The sequence below is a fragment of the Rhodococcus pseudokoreensis genome (assembly GCF_017068395.1).
Classification (GTDB): Bacteria; Actinomycetota; Actinomycetes; order Mycobacteriales; family Mycobacteriaceae; genus Rhodococcus_F; species Rhodococcus_F pseudokoreensis.
Window position 1 is genome coordinate 5,932,532 of the sequence record NZ_CP070619.1, and the last position, 21,961, is coordinate 5,954,492.

Annotated in this window: 22 protein-coding genes and 1 pseudogene; 12 read left to right on the top strand and 11 right to left on the bottom strand. The window is 67.8% G+C overall.

Annotated features, from left to right (window positions below):
* Nucleotides 1-98 precede the first annotated feature (98 nt).
* The 3 genes from JWS13_RS32265 (at nt 99) to JWS13_RS32275 (ending at nt 4,186) form a co-directional block, all read left to right on the top strand.
* A complete protein-coding gene (locus JWS13_RS32265) occupies nt 99-2,162 on the top strand; it encodes an acyltransferase family protein (protein WP_206009380.1) in 2,064 nt (687 codons plus the stop codon).
* A gap of 16 nt (nt 2,163-2,178) precedes the next feature.
* Nucleotides 2,179-2,916: an IclR family transcriptional regulator gene (locus JWS13_RS32270; RefSeq protein ID WP_206009381.1), complete on the top strand. Its 738-nt coding sequence runs from the start codon at nt 2,179-2,181 to the stop codon at nt 2,914-2,916.
* Nucleotides 2,917-3,007: 91 nt separating this feature from the next.
* A complete protein-coding gene (locus JWS13_RS32275; RefSeq protein ID WP_206009382.1) occupies nt 3,008-4,186 on the top strand; it encodes a 4-hydroxybenzoate 3-monooxygenase in 1,179 nt (392 codons plus the stop codon).
* Between the two features lie 43 nt (nt 4,187-4,229).
* Here the strand turns inward: JWS13_RS32275 and JWS13_RS32280 are convergent, their stop codons facing one another.
* The 6 genes from JWS13_RS32280 to JWS13_RS32305 all read right to left on the bottom strand — a co-directional run bounded on the left by JWS13_RS32280 (nt 4,230) and on the right by JWS13_RS32305 (nt 8,330).
* On the bottom strand, nt 4,230-4,844 hold the full coding sequence (locus JWS13_RS32280; protein WP_206009383.1) for a TetR/AcrR family transcriptional regulator: 615 nt from the start codon (nt 4,842-4,844) through the stop codon (nt 4,230-4,232).
* Between the two features lie 10 nt (nt 4,845-4,854).
* Nucleotides 4,855-6,129 (bottom strand): NAD(P)/FAD-dependent oxidoreductase, encoded by a 1,275-nt coding sequence (locus JWS13_RS32285; RefSeq protein WP_206009384.1) that lies wholly within the window; start codon nt 6,127-6,129, stop codon nt 4,855-4,857.
* Nucleotides 6,126-6,311 carry a rubredoxin gene (locus tag JWS13_RS32290; RefSeq protein WP_012689462.1) on the bottom strand — a complete coding sequence of 62 codons (186 nt, stop codon included), beginning with the start codon at nt 6,309-6,311 and terminating at the stop codon, nt 6,126-6,128. The genes JWS13_RS32285 and JWS13_RS32290 overlap by 4 nt, the downstream gene beginning before the upstream one ends.
* A 1-nt stretch (nt 6,312) precedes the next feature.
* A complete protein-coding gene (locus JWS13_RS32295; protein ID WP_087558809.1) occupies nt 6,313-6,480 on the bottom strand; it encodes a rubredoxin in 168 nt (55 codons plus the stop codon).
* Entirely contained in the window at nt 6,480-7,712 is a 1,233-nt protein-coding gene (locus JWS13_RS32300) for an alkane 1-monooxygenase (protein WP_206009385.1), read from the bottom strand. Before JWS13_RS32300 ends, JWS13_RS32295 begins: the two co-directional genes overlap by 1 nt.
* Nucleotides 7,713-7,979: 267 nt before the next feature.
* On the bottom strand, nt 7,980-8,330 hold the full coding sequence (locus tag JWS13_RS32305) for a YrdB family protein (protein WP_206009386.1): 351 nt from the start codon (nt 8,328-8,330) through the stop codon (nt 7,980-7,982).
* 63 nt (nt 8,331-8,393) lie between these two features.
* On the opposite strand from JWS13_RS32305, the gene JWS13_RS32310 reads away from it, so the two are divergent.
* From JWS13_RS32310 to JWS13_RS32320, 3 genes are all read left to right on the top strand, one after another.
* Entirely contained in the window at nt 8,394-9,269 is an 876-nt protein-coding gene (locus JWS13_RS32310) for a M13 family metallopeptidase (RefSeq protein ID WP_206009387.1), read from the top strand.
* Nucleotides 9,266-10,417 (top strand): M13 family metallopeptidase, encoded by a 1,152-nt coding sequence (locus JWS13_RS46040; protein ID WP_206009388.1) that lies wholly within the window; start codon nt 9,266-9,268, stop codon nt 10,415-10,417. Before JWS13_RS32310 ends, JWS13_RS46040 begins: the two co-directional genes overlap by 4 nt.
* 118 nt (nt 10,418-10,535) lie before the next feature.
* The gene (locus JWS13_RS32320; RefSeq protein ID WP_206009389.1) at nt 10,536-11,618 is read left to right on the top strand and encodes an NAD(P)H-dependent amine dehydrogenase family protein; all 1,083 of its coding nucleotides are present in this window, start codon (nt 10,536-10,538) and stop codon (nt 11,616-11,618) included.
* A 32-nt stretch (nt 11,619-11,650) separates the two neighbouring features.
* Here the strand turns inward: JWS13_RS32320 and JWS13_RS32325 are convergent, their stop codons facing one another.
* The 5 genes from JWS13_RS32325 to JWS13_RS32345 form a co-directional block, all read right to left on the bottom strand.
* Entirely contained in the window at nt 11,651-12,340 is a 690-nt protein-coding gene (locus JWS13_RS32325) for an HAD family hydrolase (RefSeq protein WP_206009390.1), read from the bottom strand.
* Between the two features lie 52 nt (nt 12,341-12,392).
* Nucleotides 12,393-12,716: a putative quinol monooxygenase gene (locus JWS13_RS32330; protein WP_206009391.1), complete on the bottom strand. Its 324-nt coding sequence runs from the start codon at nt 12,714-12,716 to the stop codon at nt 12,393-12,395.
* A gap of 120 nt (nt 12,717-12,836) precedes the next feature.
* Nucleotides 12,837-14,441, bottom strand: coding sequence for a solute symporter family protein (locus JWS13_RS32335; protein WP_206009392.1), 1,605 nt, complete (start codon nt 14,439-14,441; stop codon nt 12,837-12,839).
* Nucleotides 14,438-14,785 carry a DUF485 domain-containing protein gene (locus JWS13_RS32340; protein ID WP_206009393.1) on the bottom strand — a complete coding sequence of 116 codons (348 nt, stop codon included), beginning with the start codon at nt 14,783-14,785 and terminating at the stop codon, nt 14,438-14,440. The genes JWS13_RS32335 and JWS13_RS32340 overlap by 4 nt, the downstream gene beginning before the upstream one ends.
* Nucleotides 14,782-15,261 (bottom strand): nuclear transport factor 2 family protein, encoded by a 480-nt coding sequence (locus JWS13_RS32345; protein ID WP_206009394.1) that lies wholly within the window; start codon nt 15,259-15,261, stop codon nt 14,782-14,784. Before JWS13_RS32345 ends, JWS13_RS32340 begins: the two co-directional genes overlap by 4 nt.
* Nucleotides 15,262-15,464: 203 nt before the next feature.
* Here JWS13_RS32345 and JWS13_RS32350 point away from each other — a divergent pair, with 203 nt between their 5' ends.
* From JWS13_RS32350 to JWS13_RS32375, 6 genes and pseudogenes are all read left to right on the top strand, one after another.
* Nucleotides 15,465-16,070: a TetR/AcrR family transcriptional regulator gene (locus JWS13_RS32350; protein ID WP_206009395.1), complete on the top strand. Its 606-nt coding sequence runs from the start codon at nt 15,465-15,467 to the stop codon at nt 16,068-16,070.
* Between the two features lie 132 nt (nt 16,071-16,202).
* Complete coding sequence (locus JWS13_RS32355; protein WP_206009396.1) at nt 16,203-17,396, top strand: acyl-CoA dehydrogenase family protein; 1,194 nt, start codon at nt 16,203-16,205, stop codon at nt 17,394-17,396.
* On the top strand, nt 17,393-18,184 hold the full coding sequence (locus JWS13_RS32360; RefSeq protein WP_206009397.1) for a hypothetical protein: 792 nt from the start codon (nt 17,393-17,395) through the stop codon (nt 18,182-18,184). Before JWS13_RS32355 ends, JWS13_RS32360 begins: the two co-directional genes overlap by 4 nt.
* The gene (locus JWS13_RS32365; protein WP_206009398.1) at nt 18,181-19,029 is read left to right on the top strand and encodes an alpha/beta fold hydrolase; all 849 of its coding nucleotides are present in this window, start codon (nt 18,181-18,183) and stop codon (nt 19,027-19,029) included. Before JWS13_RS32360 ends, JWS13_RS32365 begins: the two co-directional genes overlap by 4 nt.
* Nucleotides 19,026-20,732: pseudogene (locus JWS13_RS32370) on the top strand (AMP-binding protein). The gene JWS13_RS32365 and the pseudogene JWS13_RS32370 overlap by 4 nt, the downstream one beginning before the upstream one ends.
* On the top strand, nt 20,725-21,960 hold the full coding sequence (locus JWS13_RS32375) for an acetyl-CoA C-acetyltransferase (protein ID WP_206009399.1): 1,236 nt from the start codon (nt 20,725-20,727) through the stop codon (nt 21,958-21,960). The pseudogene JWS13_RS32370 and the gene JWS13_RS32375 overlap by 8 nt, the downstream one beginning before the upstream one ends.
* Nucleotide 21,961: the final 1 nt, after the last annotated feature.

Sequence of the window (21,961 nt, forward strand, 5' to 3'; positions counted from 1 at the left end):
CCCTGGGCGTGCGCCCAATGCCGCCACGGGTTGGTCAAGGCTTGGTAAACCCGTGTGGATAATCGACCGGGTACCGAGTCGATGAGCCAGGACGGACTGTGAGAACCAACCACCAGGTGGCTACCAGCCGTCCGCGCGGCGCCGCGTCACCGTCGACGGCGAGCGCCTACCGGTACGACCTCGACGGACTGCGCGGCATCGCGATCGCGCTCGTGGTCGTCTATCACGTGTGGTTCGGGCGGGTGTCCGGCGGCGTCGACATCTTCCTGGTGCTGTCCGGCTTCTTCTTCACCGGCATGCTCGTGCGCCGGGTGGGCGTTGATTCCGGTCCGTCGATCCCCGCTGTCCTGCGGCGCACCGCCCGGCGACTGCTGCCCGCGCTGGTGGTGGTGACGGCCGCGACGGCCGTCGTCACCGTCGTCCAACGGCCCTTCACACAGTGGTCCGGGATCGCCGATCAACTTCTCGCGTCGCTGCTGTACGGGCAGAACTGGCAACTGGCCCGGACGGCGTCCGACTACGCCGCCGCCGACGCTTCGGTCAGTCCGCTGCAGCACCTGTGGTCGATGTCCGTGCAGGGCCAGTTCTACGTGCTCGCACTCGCGGTGGTCGCGGGAGTGGCCTGGATGTGCCGGCGCCGGATCGGTCTCGTGCGTCCCCTGCTCGGTTGCATCCTCGGTGCGGGGTTCCTGGTGTCGTTCGGCTACGCCGCGACGCTGTCGCAGGACCGCCAGTCGTGGGCGTACTTCGACACGTTCGCGCGACTGTGGGAGTTGCTCGCGGGCGCACTGCTCGCGCTCGTCGTGCACCGGGTCGACCTGCCCCGCGGGTGGCGGGTGGTTCTCGCGGTGTCAGGCTTCGCCGTCGTGCTCGGGTGCGGATTCCTCGTCGACGGCGCCGGCTTGTTCCCGGGACCGGCGGCCCTGATCCCGGTGGGCGCGGCGGTCGCGCTGATCCTCGCCGGAACCGGCCCGTCCGACCAGCCGGGGGTCGTGACGATGCTGGCGTCCCGGCCGTTCGTCGAACTCGGTGGCCTGGCCTATTCGCTGTACCTGTGGCACTGGCCGATCCTCATCTTCTACCTCACCTGGCGGGAGCGACCCGCGGTCGGAGCGCTCGGCGGGCTCGCGGTCATCCTGGTGTCGCTGGTGCTGGCGTGGCTCACCCAGCGGCTGATCGAAATGCGGTTCCAGGGCGGGGCCCGTCCGGGACGCGCGCTCACCGCGCTGGTCGCGCTGCTCGGCGTCGCCGTCGTCGGCTCGGCGTCCGGGTGGCACGCGTACCTCGTCCGCAACCCCGAGACGACCGCCCGGGTCGGCGAGCTGGACCCGTGGCTGTACCCGGGCGCGGCGTCGCTGACGGACGGTGTGTTCGCGCCGCGCGCCGACATGCGTCCCACCCTGCTCGAGGCGCCGGGCGACCTGCCGCAGCCGACCCTCGACGGCTGCATTTCCGATCTGAGCACCCGCGACGTCGTCACCTGCGTGTACGGCGACCCGTCCGCCGATCGGACGATCGCGGTGGTGGGTAGTTCCCACGCCGAACACTGGGTGCCCGCGCTCGACCGCATCGGGCAACAGCGCGGCGTCCGCGTCGAGACGTACCTGAAGATGGGGTGCCCGCTGACGGTCGCGGACGTCCCGTTGCTGGCCGGCGAGCCGTATCCCGACTGCGGTGACTGGTCCCGCGACGTCCTCGACCGGCTGCGTGATCACCGGCCGGACTGGGTGTTCTCGACGTCCTCGCGTCCCAACGACGAGGGGGCCGGCGACGTCACCCCCGACGACTACGTGGGCCTGTGGAAGCGACTCGCCGATTTCGGGCTCCCGTTCCTGGGTATCCGCGACACGCCGTGGCTGCACCACGACGGCGTCCCGTATTCGGCCGTCGACTGCCTGGCCGACGGCGGCGACCCCGACAGTTGCGGACTGCCCCGCGACGACGTGCTGGCCCCGGACAATCCGACGGTCGAGGCGGCCCGCGACCTGCCGTCGGTGCATCCGCTCGACCTCACCGACGCCGTCTGTGACGTGGCGATCTGCCGTGCGGTGCAGGGAAACATCCTCGTCTACCACGATTCGCACCACCTCTCGGCGACGTACGTCCGGAGCCTCGCCCCCGAACTCGACCGGCAGGTCGGCATGGCCACCCGCTGGTGGTGACCGGGATACTGACGGCATGTCCGAAGACGACCGGAGCATGCTGGGACGGGCCTTCCTGGTGCTGGGGTCGTTCACGTCGGAGCGTCCGCGGCTGTCGCAGTCGGAGCTGAGCCGTCGCACCGGACTGCCGCTGCCCACCGTGCACCGGCTGTGCCGTCAGCTGGTCGCGAACGGTGCGCTCGAACGCGTCGACGACGGGCACTACGAGATCGGGGTGCGGCTGTGGGAGTTGGGTGCGCTCGCGCCCCGCGCCCACGGGCTGCGGCAGGTGGCGTTGCCGTACCTCGAGGACCTGTACGAGGCGACACGGGAGAACGTGCAACTCGTGGTCCGGGAGGATCTCGAGGCGCTGTACATCGAACGGCTGTCGGCGCGCGGGGCCGTGACCGTCGTCGGCAGGGCCGGCGGCCGGCTGCCGCTGCACGCGTCGAGCGGCGGCCTCGTGCTGCTGGCGTTCGGCGGCAAGGACCTGCTCGACGACGTCCTCGCGGCGGGCCTCGAGCGCTTCACCCCGTCGACCATCACCACCGAACATCGCCTGCGCAGCACCCTCGACGACATTCGCCGGACCGGGTGGGTCACGTGCCGCGAACATCTCAACGTCGGAACGCTGGCCGTGGCCGCGCCGGTGTCGCGGTCGACGGGTGAGGTGGTGGCCGCCGTGTCCGTCGTGGTTCCGGCGGACAAGGATCCCGCGCCCCTGATCCCCGCCGTGCGGGCGGCGGCGCGGGGCATTTCCCGGGGCGTCGCATAGCTTGTCTTTCACTCAGTGAAAGAGGGGGTGTTGCGATCACACACCGCGCAGCACAGTGACTGGTGTCACGAACTACGCGAGGAGTCAGCTCATGAACACACAGGTCGGGATCGTCGGCGGGGGCCCCGCAGGACTGATGCTCTCCCATCTCCTGCACCTGAAGGGCATCGATTCCGTCGTGCTCGAAAGCCGCACCCGCGAGGAGGTGGAGGGCACCATCCGGGCCGGTGTGCTCGAGCAGAACACCGTCGACCTCATGGTCGACACCGGACTCGGCGACCGCGTCAAGCGTGAAGGACTCACCCACCACGGCATCGAACTGCGATTCGGCGGCCGCGGCCACCGCATCGACTTCGACGAACTGACGAACGGCCGCGCCGTCACCGTCTACCCGCAGCACGAGGTCCTCAAAGACCTCATCGCCCGCCGCCTCGAGGACGACGGCGACATCCGCTTCGGCGTCTCCGACGTGCAGGTGCACGGCCACACCACCGACAACCCGAAGATCACGTACGTCGACGCCGACGGCAACGAGCAGACCCTGACGTGCGCACTCGTCGCGGGCTGTGATGGCTCCCGCACCTCCACCCGCGGCCTCATCCCCGAGACCACCGTCCGTACCGACCACTTCCGGCAGTACCCGTTCGCCTGGTTCGGCATCCTCGCCGAGGCCCCGCCGTCGTCCGAGGAACTGATCTACGCCAACCACCCGCGCGGCTTCGCCCTCATCAGCACCCGCACCCCCGACGTCCAGCGGCACTACCTGCAGGTCGACCCCGAAGACTCCGTCGACAACTGGTCCGACGACCGCATCTGGTCCGAACTGCACGCCCGCGTCGACGGCGAAGGCGCGGAAATCAAGGACGGCAAGATCTTCCAGAAGTCGATCCTGCAGTTCCGCAGCTTCGTGTGCGAACCCATGCAGCACGGCAACCTCTTCCTCGCCGGCGACGCCGCCCACACCGTGCCCCCCACCGGCGCGAAGGGCATGAACCTCGCCATCGCCGACGTGTACTTCCTGTCCGAGGCGATGTCCGAGTACTTCGCCACCCGCAGCCGCGCCGGACTCGAGGGCTACACCGACAGCGTCCTCCCGCGCGTGTGGCGGACCCAGCACTTCTCCTGGTGGATGTCCTCGATGCTGCACCGCCTCCCCGACGACACCGGATTCGGCCACAAGCGGCAGGTCGCCGAACTCGACATGGTCACCCGCTCCGCCGCAGGCCGCGCCCTCATCGCGGAGAACTACGTCGGCACTCCTTTGCGCTGACGCGCCCGTGAGTACTTATTAACGTCCGGCGGTTAACAAGTACTCACGGGTGGCGGAGCCGCAAGAAGGGGGCGAAGAGCCGGGCCGTGTTCGCCGACGCCGCCGCGGTGTCTTCCGGCGGGTTGGCGATGAAACTCAACGCAAGCCGGACGATGGCGTGCGCGAGGATGTCCGCGTCTTCGGGGGAGGCGTCCACCCACGACCGCTGCAACGTCTCGGCGAGCCGTTCGGCCGCGGGGCGGATGATGATGTCGCTGTCCGTGGTGATCAGGCGCAGCAGATCCTCGGGCGCCTGCCCCTGGTGCAGCGACAATACCAGGGGATCGGCGCCGCTGAGTGCGAAGAACGTCGCATAGCCTTGCCGCAGAGCGGTTGTCACGTCGCCGGGGTTGTCGTACAGCGCGGACTCGATGACGGTGACGAGGCTGTCGGTCAGCCGCAGGGCGTATCCCTCCGCCAGGCCGCGCCGCGAGCGGAACTCCTTGTAGATCGTCTGCCTGCTCATGCCGGCGGCGACCGCGACGTCGGTCATGGTGATCGTCGGCCACGGACGTTCGAGGAGCAGTTCCCGCAGCGCATCGAGGGTTGTCTCCCGCATCAGCGACGTCGCGGCGAGCCGGTACCGGCTCTGTCGTTCGGCGCGGTCGTGTGCGGACATGGGATCGATGCTAGCGGGCGGGTGTTACCAGGCCTTCCCGCTCACGGGCGGGCACGTCCGCCAGGGCGACCGACTCGTCTTCCAGGGCGGCGCGGTCGACCGTGCCGCCCCGGGCGATCATCGTGCGCACGGTCCGGAGGTCTTTCGGACGGCCGACGGCGATGGCGCCGACCGGAGTGCCTTCGCGCATCGCGACGGCCGTGAAGTCGCGATCCGCGACCGAACCGCGGACCACGTAGTCGTCGTCGACACGGGTTGCACCGGCGAACTGCACGGTGTGGCCGTACTGCGTGGACCACCCCCAGGGAACGTCCGTGAACGATGCGGGTCTACCGAGGATGGAGCGGGCGGCGGCAATCCCTTGTGCCTGAGCGCCGTTCCAGTGTTCGGAGCGATATCTTTCGTCGCCGCGCGCCCCGGGAATGTTGGCGGCGTCGCCGGCGGCGAAGATGCCGTCGGCCGACGTGCGGAACATCCCGTCGACGGTGATGCCGTTGTGGACCCGGAGTCCCGCCGCAACGGCGAGCGTCACCTCGGGGACGGTGCCGACCGAGACGAGGACGGTCCCGGCACTCCAGATGCGACCGTCGGCCGCGGTGGCCAGGGCGGCGCCGTCGTCGCCCACGTTCAGCGAGGCGAGCGTGACGTTCGTGCAGACGTCGACGTCGTTCTCGGAGTGCATGGAGGCGATCATCGTCGAGACGTCCGGCGGCACGATGCGACTGAGGAGCGACGGGTCCCGTTCGAGAACGGTTACGCCCGCGCCCAGCGACCGCGCCGTCGCGGCGACCTCGCATCCGATGAGGCCTCCGCCGATCACGAGCAGGGACCCGGTGCGTCGAATCGACTCCCGGAGCGAATCCGCATCGGCCATCGATCGAAGGGTGAAGACGTTTGCGCCGGAGGCACCGTCGAGGCGGCGCGCCCGGCCGCCGGTGGCGAGCAGCAGAGCACTGAAGTGCAGTGTCTCGCCGGACGAGAGCGTCACCACCTTCCGTCGTGCGTCGAGTTCGACCGCCGTTGCTCCGGTGATCAATTCGATATCCTGCTCTTGCCAGAACGAGTCCGGCTTCAGCGCGGTCTTCTCCGCGGCCGTGGCACCCGACAGGAGGTCCTTCGACACAGTGGGGCGCCGATACGGCGGCGTGGGTTCGTCTCCGATCAGGACGACGCGCCCGCGGAAACCCTCCGAGCGGAGCGTCTGCGCGGCGCTCGCCCCCGCGATACCCGACCCGACGATGACGACCGTCGACAGTGCGGTGGACGGATTCGGCACGGCACTCATGCCCGGCTGACCTCGACCATGTCGAAATCGGCCTTGGCGGCACCGCAGTCGGGGCACGACCAGTCGTCGGGAATGTCGTCCCACCGGGTGCCCGGCTCGATGCCGTCCTCCGGCCAGCCCTCGGCCTCGTCGTACTCGAATCCGCATTGGGCGCAGCGGAAAAGCTTGAAATCGGTACTCATGTCATGCCACCTTCGTTTCGAAATCGATCTTCTCGCGGACCCCGCAATCGGGGCAGCACCAGTCGTCGGGCACATCGGCCCACGGGGTGCCGGCGGGGAATCCTTCACGGGGTGCGCCGGACGCTTCGTCGTAGACGTAGTCGCAGACCGGGCACTGGTAGGCGGCCATCACCGAACTCCGCCGTCGTACTTGGCCAGAACCTTCTCGCGCTTGCCGGGTTGGATGTTCACGCGGGTGATGTCGCCGTCGTAGTGGTCGAGCACCCGGTGGTCCATCACCTTGCGCCACAGCGGCGGGAAGTACGCGAGCGTGATCATGCTGGCGTATCCGCTGGGCAGGTTGGGGGCGCCGTCCATGCTCCGCAGCGTCTGGTACCGCCGGGTGGGGTTCGCGTGGTGGTCGCTGTGGCGCTGCAGGTGATACAGGAAGATGTTGGTCACGATGTGGTCGGAGTTCCAGCTGTGTGCGGGCGCGCAACGCTCGTAGCGGCCGCTGGCGGTCTTCTGGCGCATCAGGCCGTAGTGCTCGAGATAATTGACCGTTTCGAGGAGCGAGAAACCGTAGACGGCCTGGATGATCAGGAACGGGATGACGACCGGACCGAATATCGCGACGAGTGCGCCGAACAGCACCACCGACATGAGCCACGCGTTGAGGACGTCGTTGTGAATGCTCCACGTGCTCTTGTCGAGTCGATGCATCCGGGTCTTCTCCAGCTCCCACGACGACTTCAGGCTTCCCCACACGCTGCGGGGGAGGAACGCCCAGAAGCTTTCTCCGAAACGTGAACTCGCCGGGTCCTCGGGTGTCGCGACCCGGACGTGGTGGCCGCGGTTGTGCTCGATGTAGAAGTGGCCGTAGAAGGTCTGTGCGAGCGTGATCTTGGCCAGCCAGCGTTCGAGGTCGGTCTTCTTGTGACCCATCTCGTGGGCGGTGTTGATGCCGATGCCACCCATCACGGCGACGCTGAACGCGACACCGATCTTCGACACCAGTCCGAGGCCGCCGTCGATGCCGAGCCAGGACAGGCTGTCCGCCGACCAGAGGTAGCACGCGAACACCAGGCTTGCCAGCTGGAACGGGATGAACACGTAGGTGCAGTACCGGTAGTACCTGTCGTTCTCGAGCTGTTCCATCACTTCCTCGGGCGGGTTCTGGCCGTCGGGTCCGAAGAACCGGTCGAGGACCGGGAGCACGATGAACAGCAACAGCGCGCCGATCCACCACCACACCGGAGCCACCGCCGACCATCCGAGGTGGTTGAAGGCCCACACCAGTCCCGCGGCGAGGAACAGTGCGGTCGGGGGTATCAACCCCATCAGCCACAGGTAGCGCTTGCGGTCGCGCCAGGCTTCCGGGGGTGCTTCCTCTGTCGTCCTGCCGATATCCGACGTCGTCACGGTCCGAACCTCCTCGTCCAGTAGCTGTCGCGGTATGAACCAGCTCACTCTCATTTGGACAGTACACGGACTTCGATCCAAGGTCTAGACAAAACTGAGGATTTGTAAATCCCGACAGGGCGCCGCTCTAACGCCGGGGTCGTCCCGGCCGATAGACAGTGCGACAACGTGTCACCGTGCGGAGGAGGCCCTCGATGTTCCGCGATCCCGGACTGCCCGATTGGCTCGAATTCGTTCTCGGCCTGCTCGGGTACCGCTGGTAGTCCGCTAGTCCGGCGTGCGTGAGCGCGCAGCGAACGTCGCCGTCGCCACGACGGCGAAGACCAGCCCCCACCATGGGTGACCGGCGAATGCGACGAGCGCGCCGGTCACCGCGAACAGAGCGGTCTGGGCGACCAGTCGCGCGGGGTTGGGTAGTCGTCGGCTCGACTTCGGGGCCATGGCGACACCCCAGATCACGGCCGCGGCCACCGGGAGGAGCGCGGCGAGTACCACCTGGACGACCGTCGAGTTCGCGAGCGACCACCCCGCGACGGCGAGCAGGACCAGCATCGCGATCTCACAGGCGAAGGCCACGACGTCGAGTACACCCACCCGTTGCGCGCCGGCTTCGCTCATCGGTCCAGCGTAAATGCGTACGTTGGAAGGGACGGCGAATACGGGACGACGGAAGAGAGACTGGTGCAGTTCGGGTGCAGACGATGGTTCGCGGTGGTGGCGGCGGGGACGGCCCTGACGATGGGTGTCGCGAGTTGTTCGTCGCCGCCGGCCACGGACGCCGCGTTCGACACAGCCGAACTGGACTCCGCGATCAACCCCTGCGACGACCTCTACGGGACGGTCAACGACACCTGGATCGCGGAGACCCCGATCCCGGACGACGAATCCAAGTACGGCGTCTTCAACCAGCTACGCGACAAGAGTCTGGACACGCAGCGGGGCATCGCCCAGAGCGCCGCGGAGAACCTCGGGAGTGAGGACGCGAACTCGGACCGGTCCAAGATCGGTGCGCTCTACGAGTCGGCCATGGACGAGAAGTTCATCGACGCAGCCGGTTTCGCCCCACTGGAACCGGAATTGGCTCGGATCGACGCCATCGGATCCGCTGCGGACGTCGCGACATTCCTCACCGAGGATGCCGTGGACGGCGGATCGATCGTCTTCGGTCTCACTGCGGGTGCCGACTACCGGGATGCGACGAAGCAGATCGGATTCGTCGCCCCGACCGGAATCTCGCTGCCGTCCAAGGACTACTACAGCGACCCGCAGTACGCGCCGATCCTCGACGCCTACCGCAGCTACCTCGGTACGTCACTCGACCTGATCGGTGCCGGCGCGGCGCAGGCCGATCAGGCCGTCGAACTCGAGAAGGCGCTGGCGGACGCGTCGCTGTCGCCCGAACAGGCACGCGATCCCGCGACGCAGTACAACCTCGTCACCGTCGATCAGGCGAACGCGACGACACCGGCATTCGACTGGCGGCGGTACCTCGCGGCGCAGGGGGTCTCGCCCGACGCGGGATTCTCCCTCGCCGCCACCCCTACTTCACTCGCGTGAACGAACTCCTGGAACGCGCTCCCGTCGACCAGTGGAAGTCCTACCTGCGCGCGCAGGTGGTGTCCCGCTCCGCCGAGCGACTGTCGAAACCGTTTCGGGACAACCAGTTCGAATTCGACAAGCAGATCTCGGGCAACACCGCGCAGAAGCCCCGCTGGAAGACCGCAGTCGCGGACGTGAACACCGCGATGGGTGAGGCGATGGGCGAACTGTACGTGCAGGAGGCGTTCGACCCGGCAGCGAAGGACCGCGCCCAGCAACTGGTCCGGCACGTGCTGGACGCGCTGAAGGTACGCATCGAGAACGTGGATTGGATGAGCCCGGAAACCAAGCAGAAGGCACTCGACAAGTGGTCGGAACTGGTCCCCAAGATCGGGTACCCCGACACGTGGCGCGACTGGTCCGGTTTGCAGATCAGCCGCGGCGACTACTTCGGGAATCTCGCCGCGGCCGACAAGTTCAATCACGCCTACGATCTGGCGAAGATCGGGAAGACGTCCGACCGCACGCAGTGGGCGATGACCCCGCAGACCGTCAACGCGTACTACAACCCCAGCGACAACACGATCAATTTCCCCGCCGCGATCCTGCAGGCCCCGTTCTTCGACCCGAACGCCGACGACGCCCTCAACTTCGGCGGCATCGGCTCCGTCATCGGGCACGAGGCCACCCACGGGTTCGACGACCAGGGCAGCCAATTCGACGGCAAGGGCAACAACGTGAACTGGTGGACCCCCGCGGACAGCGAACAGTTCGCGGCCCGGACGGAGAAACTCGTCGACCAGTTCGACGGTTACACCCCGATCCCCGGCCGGCCCGACCTCCACGTCAACGGCAACCTGACGCTCGGTGAGAACATCGCCGACCTGGGCGGCGTCAACGCGTCGTACGACGCACTGAAGGCCGCGCTCGATTCCGACCCCGGGGCGGCGGAGGAGAAGATCGACGGCTACACGCCAGGTCAGCGGTTCTTCCTCAACTACGCCCGGGTGTGGCGCGAGAAGACCCGCGACGAGGCCATGATCACCCAGTTGGGCAGCGACCCGCACGCGCCGTCGGATCTCCGCGTCAACGGGGTCGTCCCGAACGTCCCGGGGTTCGGTGAGTCGTTCGACTGCCCGCCCGGCTCCCCGCTGGTGCACGAGTAGCGCTCCGCGCCCGTGAGTACTTATCAACCACCGGCGGTTAACAAGTACTCACGAGCGCAGCACTAGAACCTGTTACATTCGCGGGAGGGGTACTGCTTCTGGAACGAGGAGAGAACTCATGAGCTACCGCGTCGTCGAATGGTCCACCGGTACGGTCGGGCGTCACGCCATCGCAGGCATCGACGCCCGCGACGACCTCGAACTGGTCGGCGTGTGGGTGTCCGACCCGGCGAAGGTCGGGAAGGACGCCGGCGAACTGGCGGGTCTCGGCCGCAACCTCGGGGTGACGGCGACCGACGACAAGGCTGCGCTCCTCGCGCTGAAACCGGACTGCATCGTGCACACCGCGATGACGGACGACCGCATCTTCGACGCCATCGAGGACCTGATCTCCTTCCTCGAGGCCGGCATCAACGTCGTGTCCTCGGGCCCCGTCCTGTTGCAGTACCCGATCGGGGTGGTCCCGGACGAACTCGTCGACCGCATCCACAGCGCGGGCGAACAGGGAGGCGCGAGTCTCCACGTCAACGGTATCGACCCCGGGTTCGCGAACGACGTTCTCCCGCTGGCCATGACGAGCCTGTCGCAGCGGATCGACGAGGTGCGCTGCTCCGAGATCGCCGACTACTCCACCTACTACCAGCCGGTGGTGATGAGCGAGATCTTCGGTTTCGGCAAACCCGTCGAGGAGACGCCGATGCTGTTCCAGCCGGGCGTGCTGTCGCTGGCGTGGGGGAGCGTCGTCCGCCAGATCGCCGCGGGACTGGATCTCACCCTCGACGAACCGCTGGTCGAGAAGTTCGAACGGATCCCCGCCGAGCAGGACCTGGACATCCTGTCGTGCCACATCGCGAAGGGAACCGTGGCGACGGTGCGGTTCGAAGTCGTCGGCACCGTCGACGGGGTGCCGCGCGTGGTCCTCGAACACATCACCCGCACCCACCCCGACCAGCAACCGGACTGGCCGAAACCCACCCGCGGCGACGGGTGCTACCGCATCGACATCACGGGCGAACCGATGATGACGCTCGAATTCGACCACCACGGCGAGCACGGCGACCACAACGTGTCGGGGATGATCGTCACCGCGATGCGCCTGGTGAACTCGGTACAGGCGGTGGTCGAGGCGAAGCCCGGCCTGGTGACCGCACTCGACCTGCCGCTCGTCACGGGTCGCGGCTTGTGCGCTCCGCACCCATGAGTACTTGTTAACCGCCCGACGTTAATAAGTACTCACAGGCCGAAGGCACTCAAGGCATTCCGGAGACCGTCCGGGCGCTCCGCGAGGGGGACGGGTTCGACGAGCGCGAACGCGCAACCCACGTTCCGCGCGGCGCCGTCGGCTTCCTCGCTGTCGCCGATCATCAGAGTGCGTCCGGGTTCGGAACCGAGTGCGGCGAGGGCGTGCTCGAAGATTTTCGGGTCCGGTTTGATCGCCCCCACCTCGAACGACAGCACGAACGCGTCGACGAGATGCTCGACCCCCAGATCCGCGAACGCGGGCCGGATGTCGAACGCGATGTTGCTCAGCACGGCGACCTTGATACCACGGTCCTTCAGCGACGCAAGCACTTCCGCGGTGTCGGGATACGGGCTCCAGCATCCCGGGTCGATCAGCCGCTTGTACAGTCCGACCGCCTGGTCCTCGTGCGCGACCCCGGATTTGCGCAGCACGTCGAGGTACGCCTGCCGGTGGAACCGTGGGTCGAGGTCGCGGTTGGTCCACGCGTGGTGTTCGGCGGCGTCCATCTCGACCGTCTGACCAACCGGCGCCGTCATGCGCCGCATCAATTCGGCCTGCTGGTGGAGGTCGAACGGTTCACCGTCGTGGTCGGTGAGGTCGGACATCCAGCTGTCGTCCTCCTCGAGCCGGAACAGCGTGCCGGAGAAGTCGAAGATCACTGCGTCGAGTTCGGAAGCCATTTGTCCAGGCTAACGCGCGTTGCGTCCGGCTTCAGCGTGAAGCCGGACGGGGTCAGTCGACCTCGAGCTCACCCATCTGCGACCACTCGGTGCCGTCGATCTTGGTGTTGATGATCCGCGGCGTCCGGGCAAGGGCGGGCTTCAATACGCGCAGCGCATTCTGAAAATGCTCGCTCTGCACGTGGGCGACGGCGGCGTCGTCGTCGCGGAACGCTTCGACGAGGACGAATAGGTTCGGATCGTCCACCGCCCGCGACCAGTAGAACCACAGGTTGCCCGGTTCGTTTCGGGTCGCGTCGGTGAACGGCTGCACCAGGTCGAGCCAGCCGTCCGCGTGGTCCGGTTTCACGGTGAAGTTGACGACAATGAAGATCACGGCTGCCTCACTTCTCGAGTTGTCCCGCGAAGAATCCTACGCGCGCGTGTGCCGGACTCGGACCCGCGCAACGGACGATGCCCCCGCCGTCGCAGCGGGGGCATCGGTCGAGCGCGGACGCTAGTGCGTTTCGGCGAGTTCTGCACCGATTCCGGTTTCGGCGCGGACCAGCATTTCGGCGAACTTCTCGTCCCGGTCCGCCGAACGTCCGTGACGGCGTTCACCGGCGAGTGAGCCGATCACGGCCGCGGCCAACCCGAGCGGCATCGTGATGATCACCGGCAGCTGAATGGTCAACGGCGCCGGTCCGCTGCCCAGCCAGAGCGCCTCCGTGAACATCAGGCTGACCACGGTGGATGTCAATCCCACCGAGATGCCCCAGATGGCGCCGGTGCTGTTGAATCGCCGCCAGCCCAGGCTGAGCAGCAGGCTCGGCAGATGCGCACTGCCTGCGACCATGAAGGCCATCCCCATGAAGTACGTGATGTTGGTGGTGTTGCCAATCGCCATCGTCAATCCGACCGCGACGACGCTGAACGCGACCGCCGCGTACCGCGCGACCTTCGCTTCCCGAGCATCCGCCGTGTCCGTGCCGGCGTCGGCGGACTTCCGGCGGGTGAGCGTGGGCCAGACGTCGTGGGCGAACGTGCCGGCCGCCGAGATCACCACACCGGCGACGACGGCGACGATGCTCGCGAATGCGACGGCGGCGACCATGGCCAGCGCGATCGATCCGCCGATGGTGCCGACGCCTCCGCCGAGTTCCGTGACCAGCGTGGGTGCGGCGAGGTTGCCGCCCGCGCCGACCTGATCCGCCCCGTCCGGGCCGAGGAGCGCCGCGGTGCCGAAGCCCATCACGATGACGATCAGGTAGAACACGCTGCACAGCGCGACGGTCCAGCCGAGCGACTTCCGCGCCGTCGCGGCCTCGGGGACGGTGAAGAAGCGAATCAGGATGTGCGCCATGCCGGCCGTGCCGAGAGCGAACGCCAGGGAGTAGGAGATCAGGTTGATCGCGCCGGTCTGCCCGAAGATCAGACCCGGCGAGAGGATGGCGTCCCCGGCAGCGGCGTTCGACGTCGCGGCCCCGAGCATGCCGGGGAGGCTGAAACCGAACTTCGCCAGGATTCCCAGGCACACCACGACCGCCAGGATCGACAGGATGGACGACTTGATCACCTGAACCCACGTGGTCGCGAGCATGCCGCCGACGAAGACGTAGATGCCCATGAGCGAACCGGCCACCACGACGGACAGGCCGAACGGGATCCCCGACACCGACTCGAGCAGCACCCCTGCCGCCACGAGTTGGGCGAGCAGCACGAATGTGCCGGTGACGATGGTGCTGAGCGCAACCACCACCCGGACCCGTCGTGCACCGGTCCGGAACACCAGAACGTCGGCGAGAGTGAACTTTCCGACGTTGCGCATCTTCTCGGCGAGGAGGAAGAGGACGGGGAGGAAGGAGACCACCGACGTGCAGAGGATGACGGCGCCGTCGACGCCCTTGTAGAAGATCAATCCCGTGGTGCCGAGGAAACTGCCCGCGGAGATGAATTCACCGGCGATCGCGAAACCGTTCTGCCACCCGGTGATCGAGCGGCCCGCGGCGAAGAATCCGGTGGCGCTGCGACTTCGGCGTGACGCGGCGAACGTCACCCATAGGGTGAGGGAGATGACGGCGGCGCAGATGCCGATGGCGAGGAAATCGGCGTCGCCGGTCATGACGCAAGCTCCTGATCACGTTGTGCGATGGCCAGGACGGCGGCATCGGCGGCGGGTTGGATGAAGGTGCGGGAGAGCCGGAAGTACGCGTACACCAGCACCCAGGTGCCGGCGAACTGTGAGAACACCACCCACAGCGACAGCGGAATGCCGAATGCCGTGTTGTCGCCCAGGAATTCGGGAAAGTAGGCGAATCCGACGAGGAAGCCGGCGAACATTACGATCGCGATCAGGCCGAGCGCGGTGGTGACGGTCCGCCGCCGTCGCCGCAGTTCGACGAACTCGGGTAGCGCGAGGATCGGCGACCATGCTCTCGACGTCGTGGTGGGCGACTCGGTGGTCATGCGTTCACCGCCGCGCGCCGCGCCGACTCGAGGGCGAACCGGTTCTCGTCCCAGCCCTCGGCCAGCGGCCCGAAGTAGTGGAAACGCACCTGCTTGACGCGATACAACCAGCGACCGTCGATCTTGACGGCCTCGTCGGTGTAACGGCCGGCGGCGATCGAGGCGGTGCCGTCGGTCACGCACGGCTGCCACAGGAACGAGCGGACGGTCGCGCGATCTCCGTCGAGGTCGATCTCCAGGTTGGTGATGAAGTGCCAGAACGCGGTGAGCCCACCGGAGGCGAGTCCGGCGAAGAATTCCCGCATCGCGCTCTTGCCCTTCGGGTTGGACAATCCGTCGAATTCGCCGTCGTCGGTGAACAGGTCCATCAGCGCGTCCCAGTTGCCGTCGTCGAGATGGCGGCAGTACTGCGCATCGAGGTATCGGATGGCCTCCAGGTCTTCCAGTCGGCCAATTCGTTCTTCGAGGGTGCTCAAGGCGGCATACCTCCACGGTGCGATGTGCGGAATGTGCGAATCGGTTATTAACAACCGTTCATGTGATGGGGACCATAATCGACGTTGTGTCGCGGGTCAAGGCCGAGCGTCGGCCCAACGACTGCCGTCCATGGGGCGGTGCTGAACTGCTATTTCCCGCCGGATCGTTGCTCGCGCCGCGCGCTGCCTCTACCCTCCGAGGGATGAACACTCGGTCAAGCGGTGCGGTGATTCCCCACGTCAGGCAGCGGATTCTGGACGCGGCGCTGGAGGAGTTCTACACCGCAGGCTTTCATGCCGCGACCATGCGAACCATCGCCAAACGTGCCGGGTGCAGCGCCGCCAACGTCTACAACCACTTCGACAACAAGGACGAACTCCTCGTCGAGATCCTGCGCGCGGCCAGCGACGAGCAGTTCACCGCCACCCGGAACGCCCTGCGCAAGGCGGGTGCCGCGCCCGCGGAGCAGTGGACGGCCGCGGTCGTCGCGCACTCGCTGTACACCGCACGCAACCAGCGCGCATGCCTGGTGGCCAACACCGAACTGCGCTATCTCGACGAGGTCGACCGCAAACGGGTCGTGGGTTCGCGCGACGCCCAGGAGCACCTGTTCGTCGCCATCGCCGAGGCAGGGGTAGCGGGCGGTGACTTCGACGTCCCGCACGTCCACCAGGCGGTGACCGCCGTGCTGACCATGTGCGCAGGGATCGCGCTCTGGTACCGGCCGGACGGCCCCCTGTCCGCGCAGGCGGTAGCGGATTCGTACGGCGTGTACGCGCTCAACCTGGTGGGGTACCGCCCCGCCTGATTCGGACGGGTTCGGCATTGACGGTGCGATCCCGGCCGTGCTCTACTGGGTGAACAAGCGTTAATGTGATTCGAGTGCGGAACCGCGAGTTCCCCGTTTCACGCGCCCCGTAGTTCGAGTGGAGGAGTATCCATGACGCATCGGCCGTCGCAGCCGCGTACCGATTCACCGCGGTATCTGACCGAGGACCGCCTGGCGATCCGGGATCTGGCTCGCGAGTTCGCGATGACGCAGGTGCTGCCGGTCGCGAACGAGTTGGATCCGGTGCAGGGCACGATCCCGGACACGTTGAAGAAGGCGATGGCCGAGGTCGGGTTCTTCGGGATCATGATCCCGGAGGAACACGGTGGTCTGGGGTTGGGGGTGTTCGAGTACTGCCTGGTGGCGGAGGAGTTGTCGCGGGCGTGGATGAGTGTGTCCGGGTTGCTGGCCCGCGGCAACGGGATGGGCGGCGGGTTCACCGCGGAGCAGGAGTCGGCGTTGCTGCCGAAGGTCGCCCGGGGTGAGTATCTGGGGGCGTACGCGTTGTCGGAGGCCGAGGCCGGGTCGGATGTGGCGAACATGTCCTGCCGCGCGACCCGTGACGGCGACGACTGGATGGTCAGTGGCACGAAGATGTGGTGCACGTACGCCGACGAGGCCGATTATCTGGTGTTGTTCGCGCGCACCGACCCGCACAAGGATCCGGGCAAGCCGCATCGGGGGATCAGTGCGTTCCTGATCGACAAGGACCGCGGTGGGTTCCCGGCCGGGGTCAGTGGGACGAAGATCCGCAAGATCGGGTATTTCGGGTGGAGTACCTGGGAGCTGTCGTTCGACAATGTCCGGGTGCCGGCCACCGCGATGCTCGGCGAGGAGGGCAAGGGTTTCTACCTGGCGGTGTCCGGGTTGGAGGTGGGCCGGGCGCACACCGCGGCGCGGGCGATCGGGTTGGCGCGGGCGGCGTTGGAGGATTCGATCGCGTATCTGCACACCCGCCGGCAGTTCGGGCGCGAGTTGGCGGAGTTTCAGCATCTGCGGTTCAAGGTCGCCAAGATGGCCGCCGATATCGAGGCGGCGCGGCAGTTGATGTATGCGGTGGCCACCGATATCGATACCGGTCGGCGGTGTTCGCTGGAGGCGTCGATGTGCAAGCTGGTGGCGACGGAGATGGCCGAGCGGGTGACCAGTGAGGCGGTGCAGATCCACGGCGGCGCCGGGTACACCACCGACTTCCAGGTGGAGCGGCACTGGCGAGATGCCCGGTTGACGAAGATCTTCGAGGGCACCAGCGAGATCCAAATGCGGATCATCTCCGACGAGCTGCTGGGGAGGGCCGCCGAATGAGTGCATCCACGGTCGGCGATCGCACGGTGAGCGATGCCCGTCGAGTCTCCGAACTCGCACTGTCCCTGCCCGAATCGTCGCTGACGGGAATCGCGGTGGCGGGGCTGCTCACCCCGCGACCGACTGTCGGAGCCACACGTGCCGGGCTGCAATGGAATTCGCAGTCCGCGGTGACGGATGACGACGTCGTCCGCGTCGAATCCGTCGTCACGCGGGTCGAACAGTCGGCGGACGGAGCAGTTCTCGACCGCCACGTCCGACTCGTCGACGACGGCGGGTCGGTCCGCGAGCAGGGCATCGAGACATGGCGTCTGCCCGACCCCGCCGCAGTCCGATACGACCCGGCGGTCGACTTCTGCACCCCCGCCTGGGGAGAGATTCTCCGCGAATCGCTCTCCGCCGACCCTGCCTTCGCGTCCTCGCTGGCGACGTGGGACGGCACGGTGGGCCTGCGCTGCACCGACGCCTCGGGCGGCGCCCGCGAGGTGCACCTGCGGATCTACCGCGGCCGAATCATCGACGTCGCGCGCCGGGTCCCGGGTGGGGCCACGTTCACGCTCGTCGTCCCGGCCGTGACATGGGTCGACCTGATGGTCGCCGAACACAACGACTTCATGCGCCGCGCGATCAGCGGTGAATTCTCCTCCAGCGGCGACGGGTACGAGTACCTGCGACTCACCAAGCCGCTCGACATCGTCATCGCCCATGCCCGCACCGCCGCACGTGAGTGGCGCCGCGTGCCGGAGCACACTTTGCCACTCACGTGCGGAAGGGAGGCCCGGTCGTGATCGAGGCCCGATACCTGGACATCGACGGCGCGCTCGGCTTCGTCGAAATCGTCACCCCCGACAATCGTCCGGACAGCGAAACACCCACCGTCCTGTGCCTGCACACCGCGGGGCAGAGCGGAGTCCAGTGGCGCCATGCCGCGTCCGCACTGGCAGACCGCGGCTATCGGGTGATCGTCCCCGACCTTCCGGGGCACGGGCGTTCCGAACCCGCCGTCGACGGCCCGATCACCAGCATCGTGGTGTTCGCGGACTGGCTCGGGAAGGTCCTCGACGCCCTCGCCGTCGAACGCCCCTTCGTCATGGGATGTTCCATCGGGGGCAAGCTGACACTCGAACTCGCGACCCGCCCGACACGGCCGCTGGCCGGGGCGATCGCCATGGAGGCCGAGGCCGGTCCCGGCCGCGTCAACGTCGGCGGACTGCGCCGCGAACTCGAGGACGTCGCCGGACCCAGCCGCGCCGACCGCACGTACCTGGGCACCCTGGCGTCCATCGGGCGGTCCGTGCCCGAAACTCAGGCCCGCCTGATCGCGACGATGCACAAACGCGAGGACCCGGAGATCTCGTCCTCGGACCTCATCGCCTGGGGAACACACGACGTGCGGGACCGTCTCGCCGACATCACCTGCCCCATCAGGCTCGTCGCCGGAGCGCAGGACCCGTGGATCCAGGCCGGACTCGTCGAGCAGGCCGCCACACGAATCGAAGACGCCCGGCCGGGATCGACGACGTTCACCCTGCTCGACGACATCGGCCATTACCCCATGGAGGAGATCGACGATTTCGCGTCGGTGGCGGACGGCTGGCTGACGGAACTGCGCACCGCGGCGGTGCTCTCGTGACGGCGCACGACACGGCAACGCGCCGTGACACCCTCACCGCGCTGCTCGACGAACTCGTGACCGCCGACCCTGCGGCCCCCGCCACGATCGACGTCGTCGACGGCGAACCGCTCGTCACTAGCCGCGCCGACCTCCGCGACCGCGTCGAGGCACTGCAGTCGGAACTCGCAACAGTCGGTGTGCGCCGCGGCCAGTGCGTGGCCGTGCTGCTGCCGAACTGGTCCGATGCACTCGTCTGGCAGCTCGCCTCGTCGGCCGTCGGCGCACACGTCATCGGCGTCAACACCCGGTACAACACACACGAGATCGCGCACATCCTCACCTCGGCGCGACCCGCGGTGGTGGCGGTGGCCGACCACTTCCACGGCCTCGACCTGTTCGGGCGGCTCGGCGAGGCGCAGCAGTCCGTCGACCTCCCGGCCCCGGCGGTCGCCGTGGTGCGCGGCCCGGCGGCCGCGGGCGAGGCGCCCGATCCGGCGCGATTCGACCTCGGCGGCGGCGCCTGGACCGCGGGCAGCGCGGACACCGGCGGTATTCGGGTGCCGGAGACCCCCGACATGGCCACCACGACCGCCGCGGGCGAGCGGGCGGACCCCGCCGACCCGCTCGCCGTCGCGTTCACCACGTCCGGATCCACCGGCGTTCCGAAACTCGCCGCCCATCGGGAATCCGCGGTGGTCCGGCACGCACGCGCCGACGCAGTAGTACTCGACGTCCAGCCCGGCGACGTCACGCTCTGTGTGCTGCCCGTGTCGGGGGTGTTCGGATTCAGCACCGCCCTGGCGACTCTCGCCGGCGGCGGCGCCCTCCTGATGGAACCCGTCTTCGACGCCGCGGCCACACTGGGTCGCATGCAGTCGCTGAAGGTGACCCACGTGGTCGGCGGCGACGACCTCTTCACCCGCCTCCTCGACACCTGGCACGGGGGTGACCGCGCCGACCTGTCTTCGCTGAAACGGCTCGGGATCGCCGACTTCCTCGGCCGTTCGCACGAGGTGGCCGCATGGGTCCGGGACGAGTTCGACGCCGTCACGACGGGCGTCTTCGGGTCTTCCGAGGTGTTCGCTCTGATGCTGCTGTGGGATGGCACCGACCCGGAAGCCGTGCGCTGGAACGGCGGCGGGCGTCCGGTGGAACCCGCCATCGAAATCCGGATCGCCGACCCACTGGACGATTCCGTTCTCCCCGACGGCGAACAGGGGGAGCTTCAGGTACGCGGACCGAACGTCGTCGACGCGTACCTCGGCAACCCGGACGCGGCCGCGCGCGCGTTCACGTCGGACGGATGGTTCCGCAGCGGTGACCTGGCCGTCGCGACCGGCGACGGCGGCTACACGTACGTGTGCCGGATGGGCGACGTGCTCCGGTTGCGCGGATTCCTGGTGGATCCCGCCGAGATCGAGCACCGGATCGCCGAACACGACGGCGTCCACCTCACGAAGGTCGTCGGAGTCACCGGCACCGGCGGATACACCGAAGCCGTCGCGTTCGTCGTCCCGGCCGAGAACGCCGACGTCGACGCCTAAGAGCTCAAGTCCTGGTGCGCAGAGTCGTTGGCGGCGTTCAAGGTTCCCGCCGCCGTACACATCATCGAGGAAATGCCGACCACCGTGGGCGGTAACGGAGCCAAGATCCGAGCGGTCGAACTGCGCGAATGGGCGCAGCGCTGGACCGATCACGAAAGGGATTTCCGCAGTGCCTGAAAACTCGAACGCCCAGGCCACCGACGTCGTCGTCTGTGAGCCCCTGCGCACCCCCGTCGGCCGGTACGGCGGCCAGTTCAAGGACGTTCCCGCCGCCGACCTCGGCGCCCGTGTGGTGTCCGAACTGCTCGACCGTACCGGAGTGGATCCGGGCAGCATCGACGACGTGATCTTCGGTCAGTGCTACCCGAACGGTGAGGCACCCGCCATCGGCCGCGTCGTGGCCCTCGATGCGGGACTGCCGGTGACGGTTCCCGGTCAGCAACTCGACCGTCGCTGCGGATCGGGTCTGCAGGCCGTGCTCGACGCCGCGATGCGGGTGCAGACGGGGATCGCCGAACTGGTGATCGCCGGTGGCGTCGAATCGATGAGCCGCGCCGAGTACTACACCGAGTCGATGCGCTGGGGAGCCAAGGGCGCCCCGGCAGCGCTCCACGACCGGCTCGCCCGCGGGCGCGTCACCGCCGGCGGACGCAACTACCCGGTGCCCGGCGGCATGCTGGAGACGGCGGAGAACCTGCGCCGCAAGTACCGGATCAGCCGTCGCGAACAGGACGAACTCGCGGTCAGCTCCCATCAGCGGGCGGTCGCCGCCATCGACTCGGGGAAGTTCGCGCAGGAGATCGTTCCGGTGGAAGTCCCGGTCCGCAAGGGTGATCCGCGGGTCATTGACCGGGACGAGCACCCACGCGCCGACACGACGTTCGAGTCACTCGCGCGTCTACGGCCCATCATGGGTGCCACCGACCCCGACGCCACCGTCACCGCAGGCAACGCCAGCGGGCAGAACGACGGCGCGGCGGCGTGCCTCGTCACCACCCGGGCGCAGGCGGAGCGTCTCGGTCTCCGGCCGCTCGCCCGCCTGGTCACCTGGGCGGTGGCCGGTGTGGAGCCGTCCGAGATGGGAATCGGCCCGGTGCCGTCCACCGAGCGGGCACTGAAGCGTGCCGGACTGACGCTCGCCGACATCGACCTGATCGAACTGAACGAGGCATTCGCGGCGCAGGCACTCGCCGTCACCCGCGAATGGAACTTCGGCGACCAGGATTTCGACCGCACCAACGTCAACGGTTCGGGGATTTCCCTCGGACACCCGGTCGGTGCGACGGGAGTCCGGATTCTCACCACCCTGCTGCGCGAGATGGACCGTCGCGACGCCCGGTACGGCCTCGAGACGATGTGCATCGGCGGCGGCCAGGGTCTGACCGCGATCTTCGAACGGGCCTGAC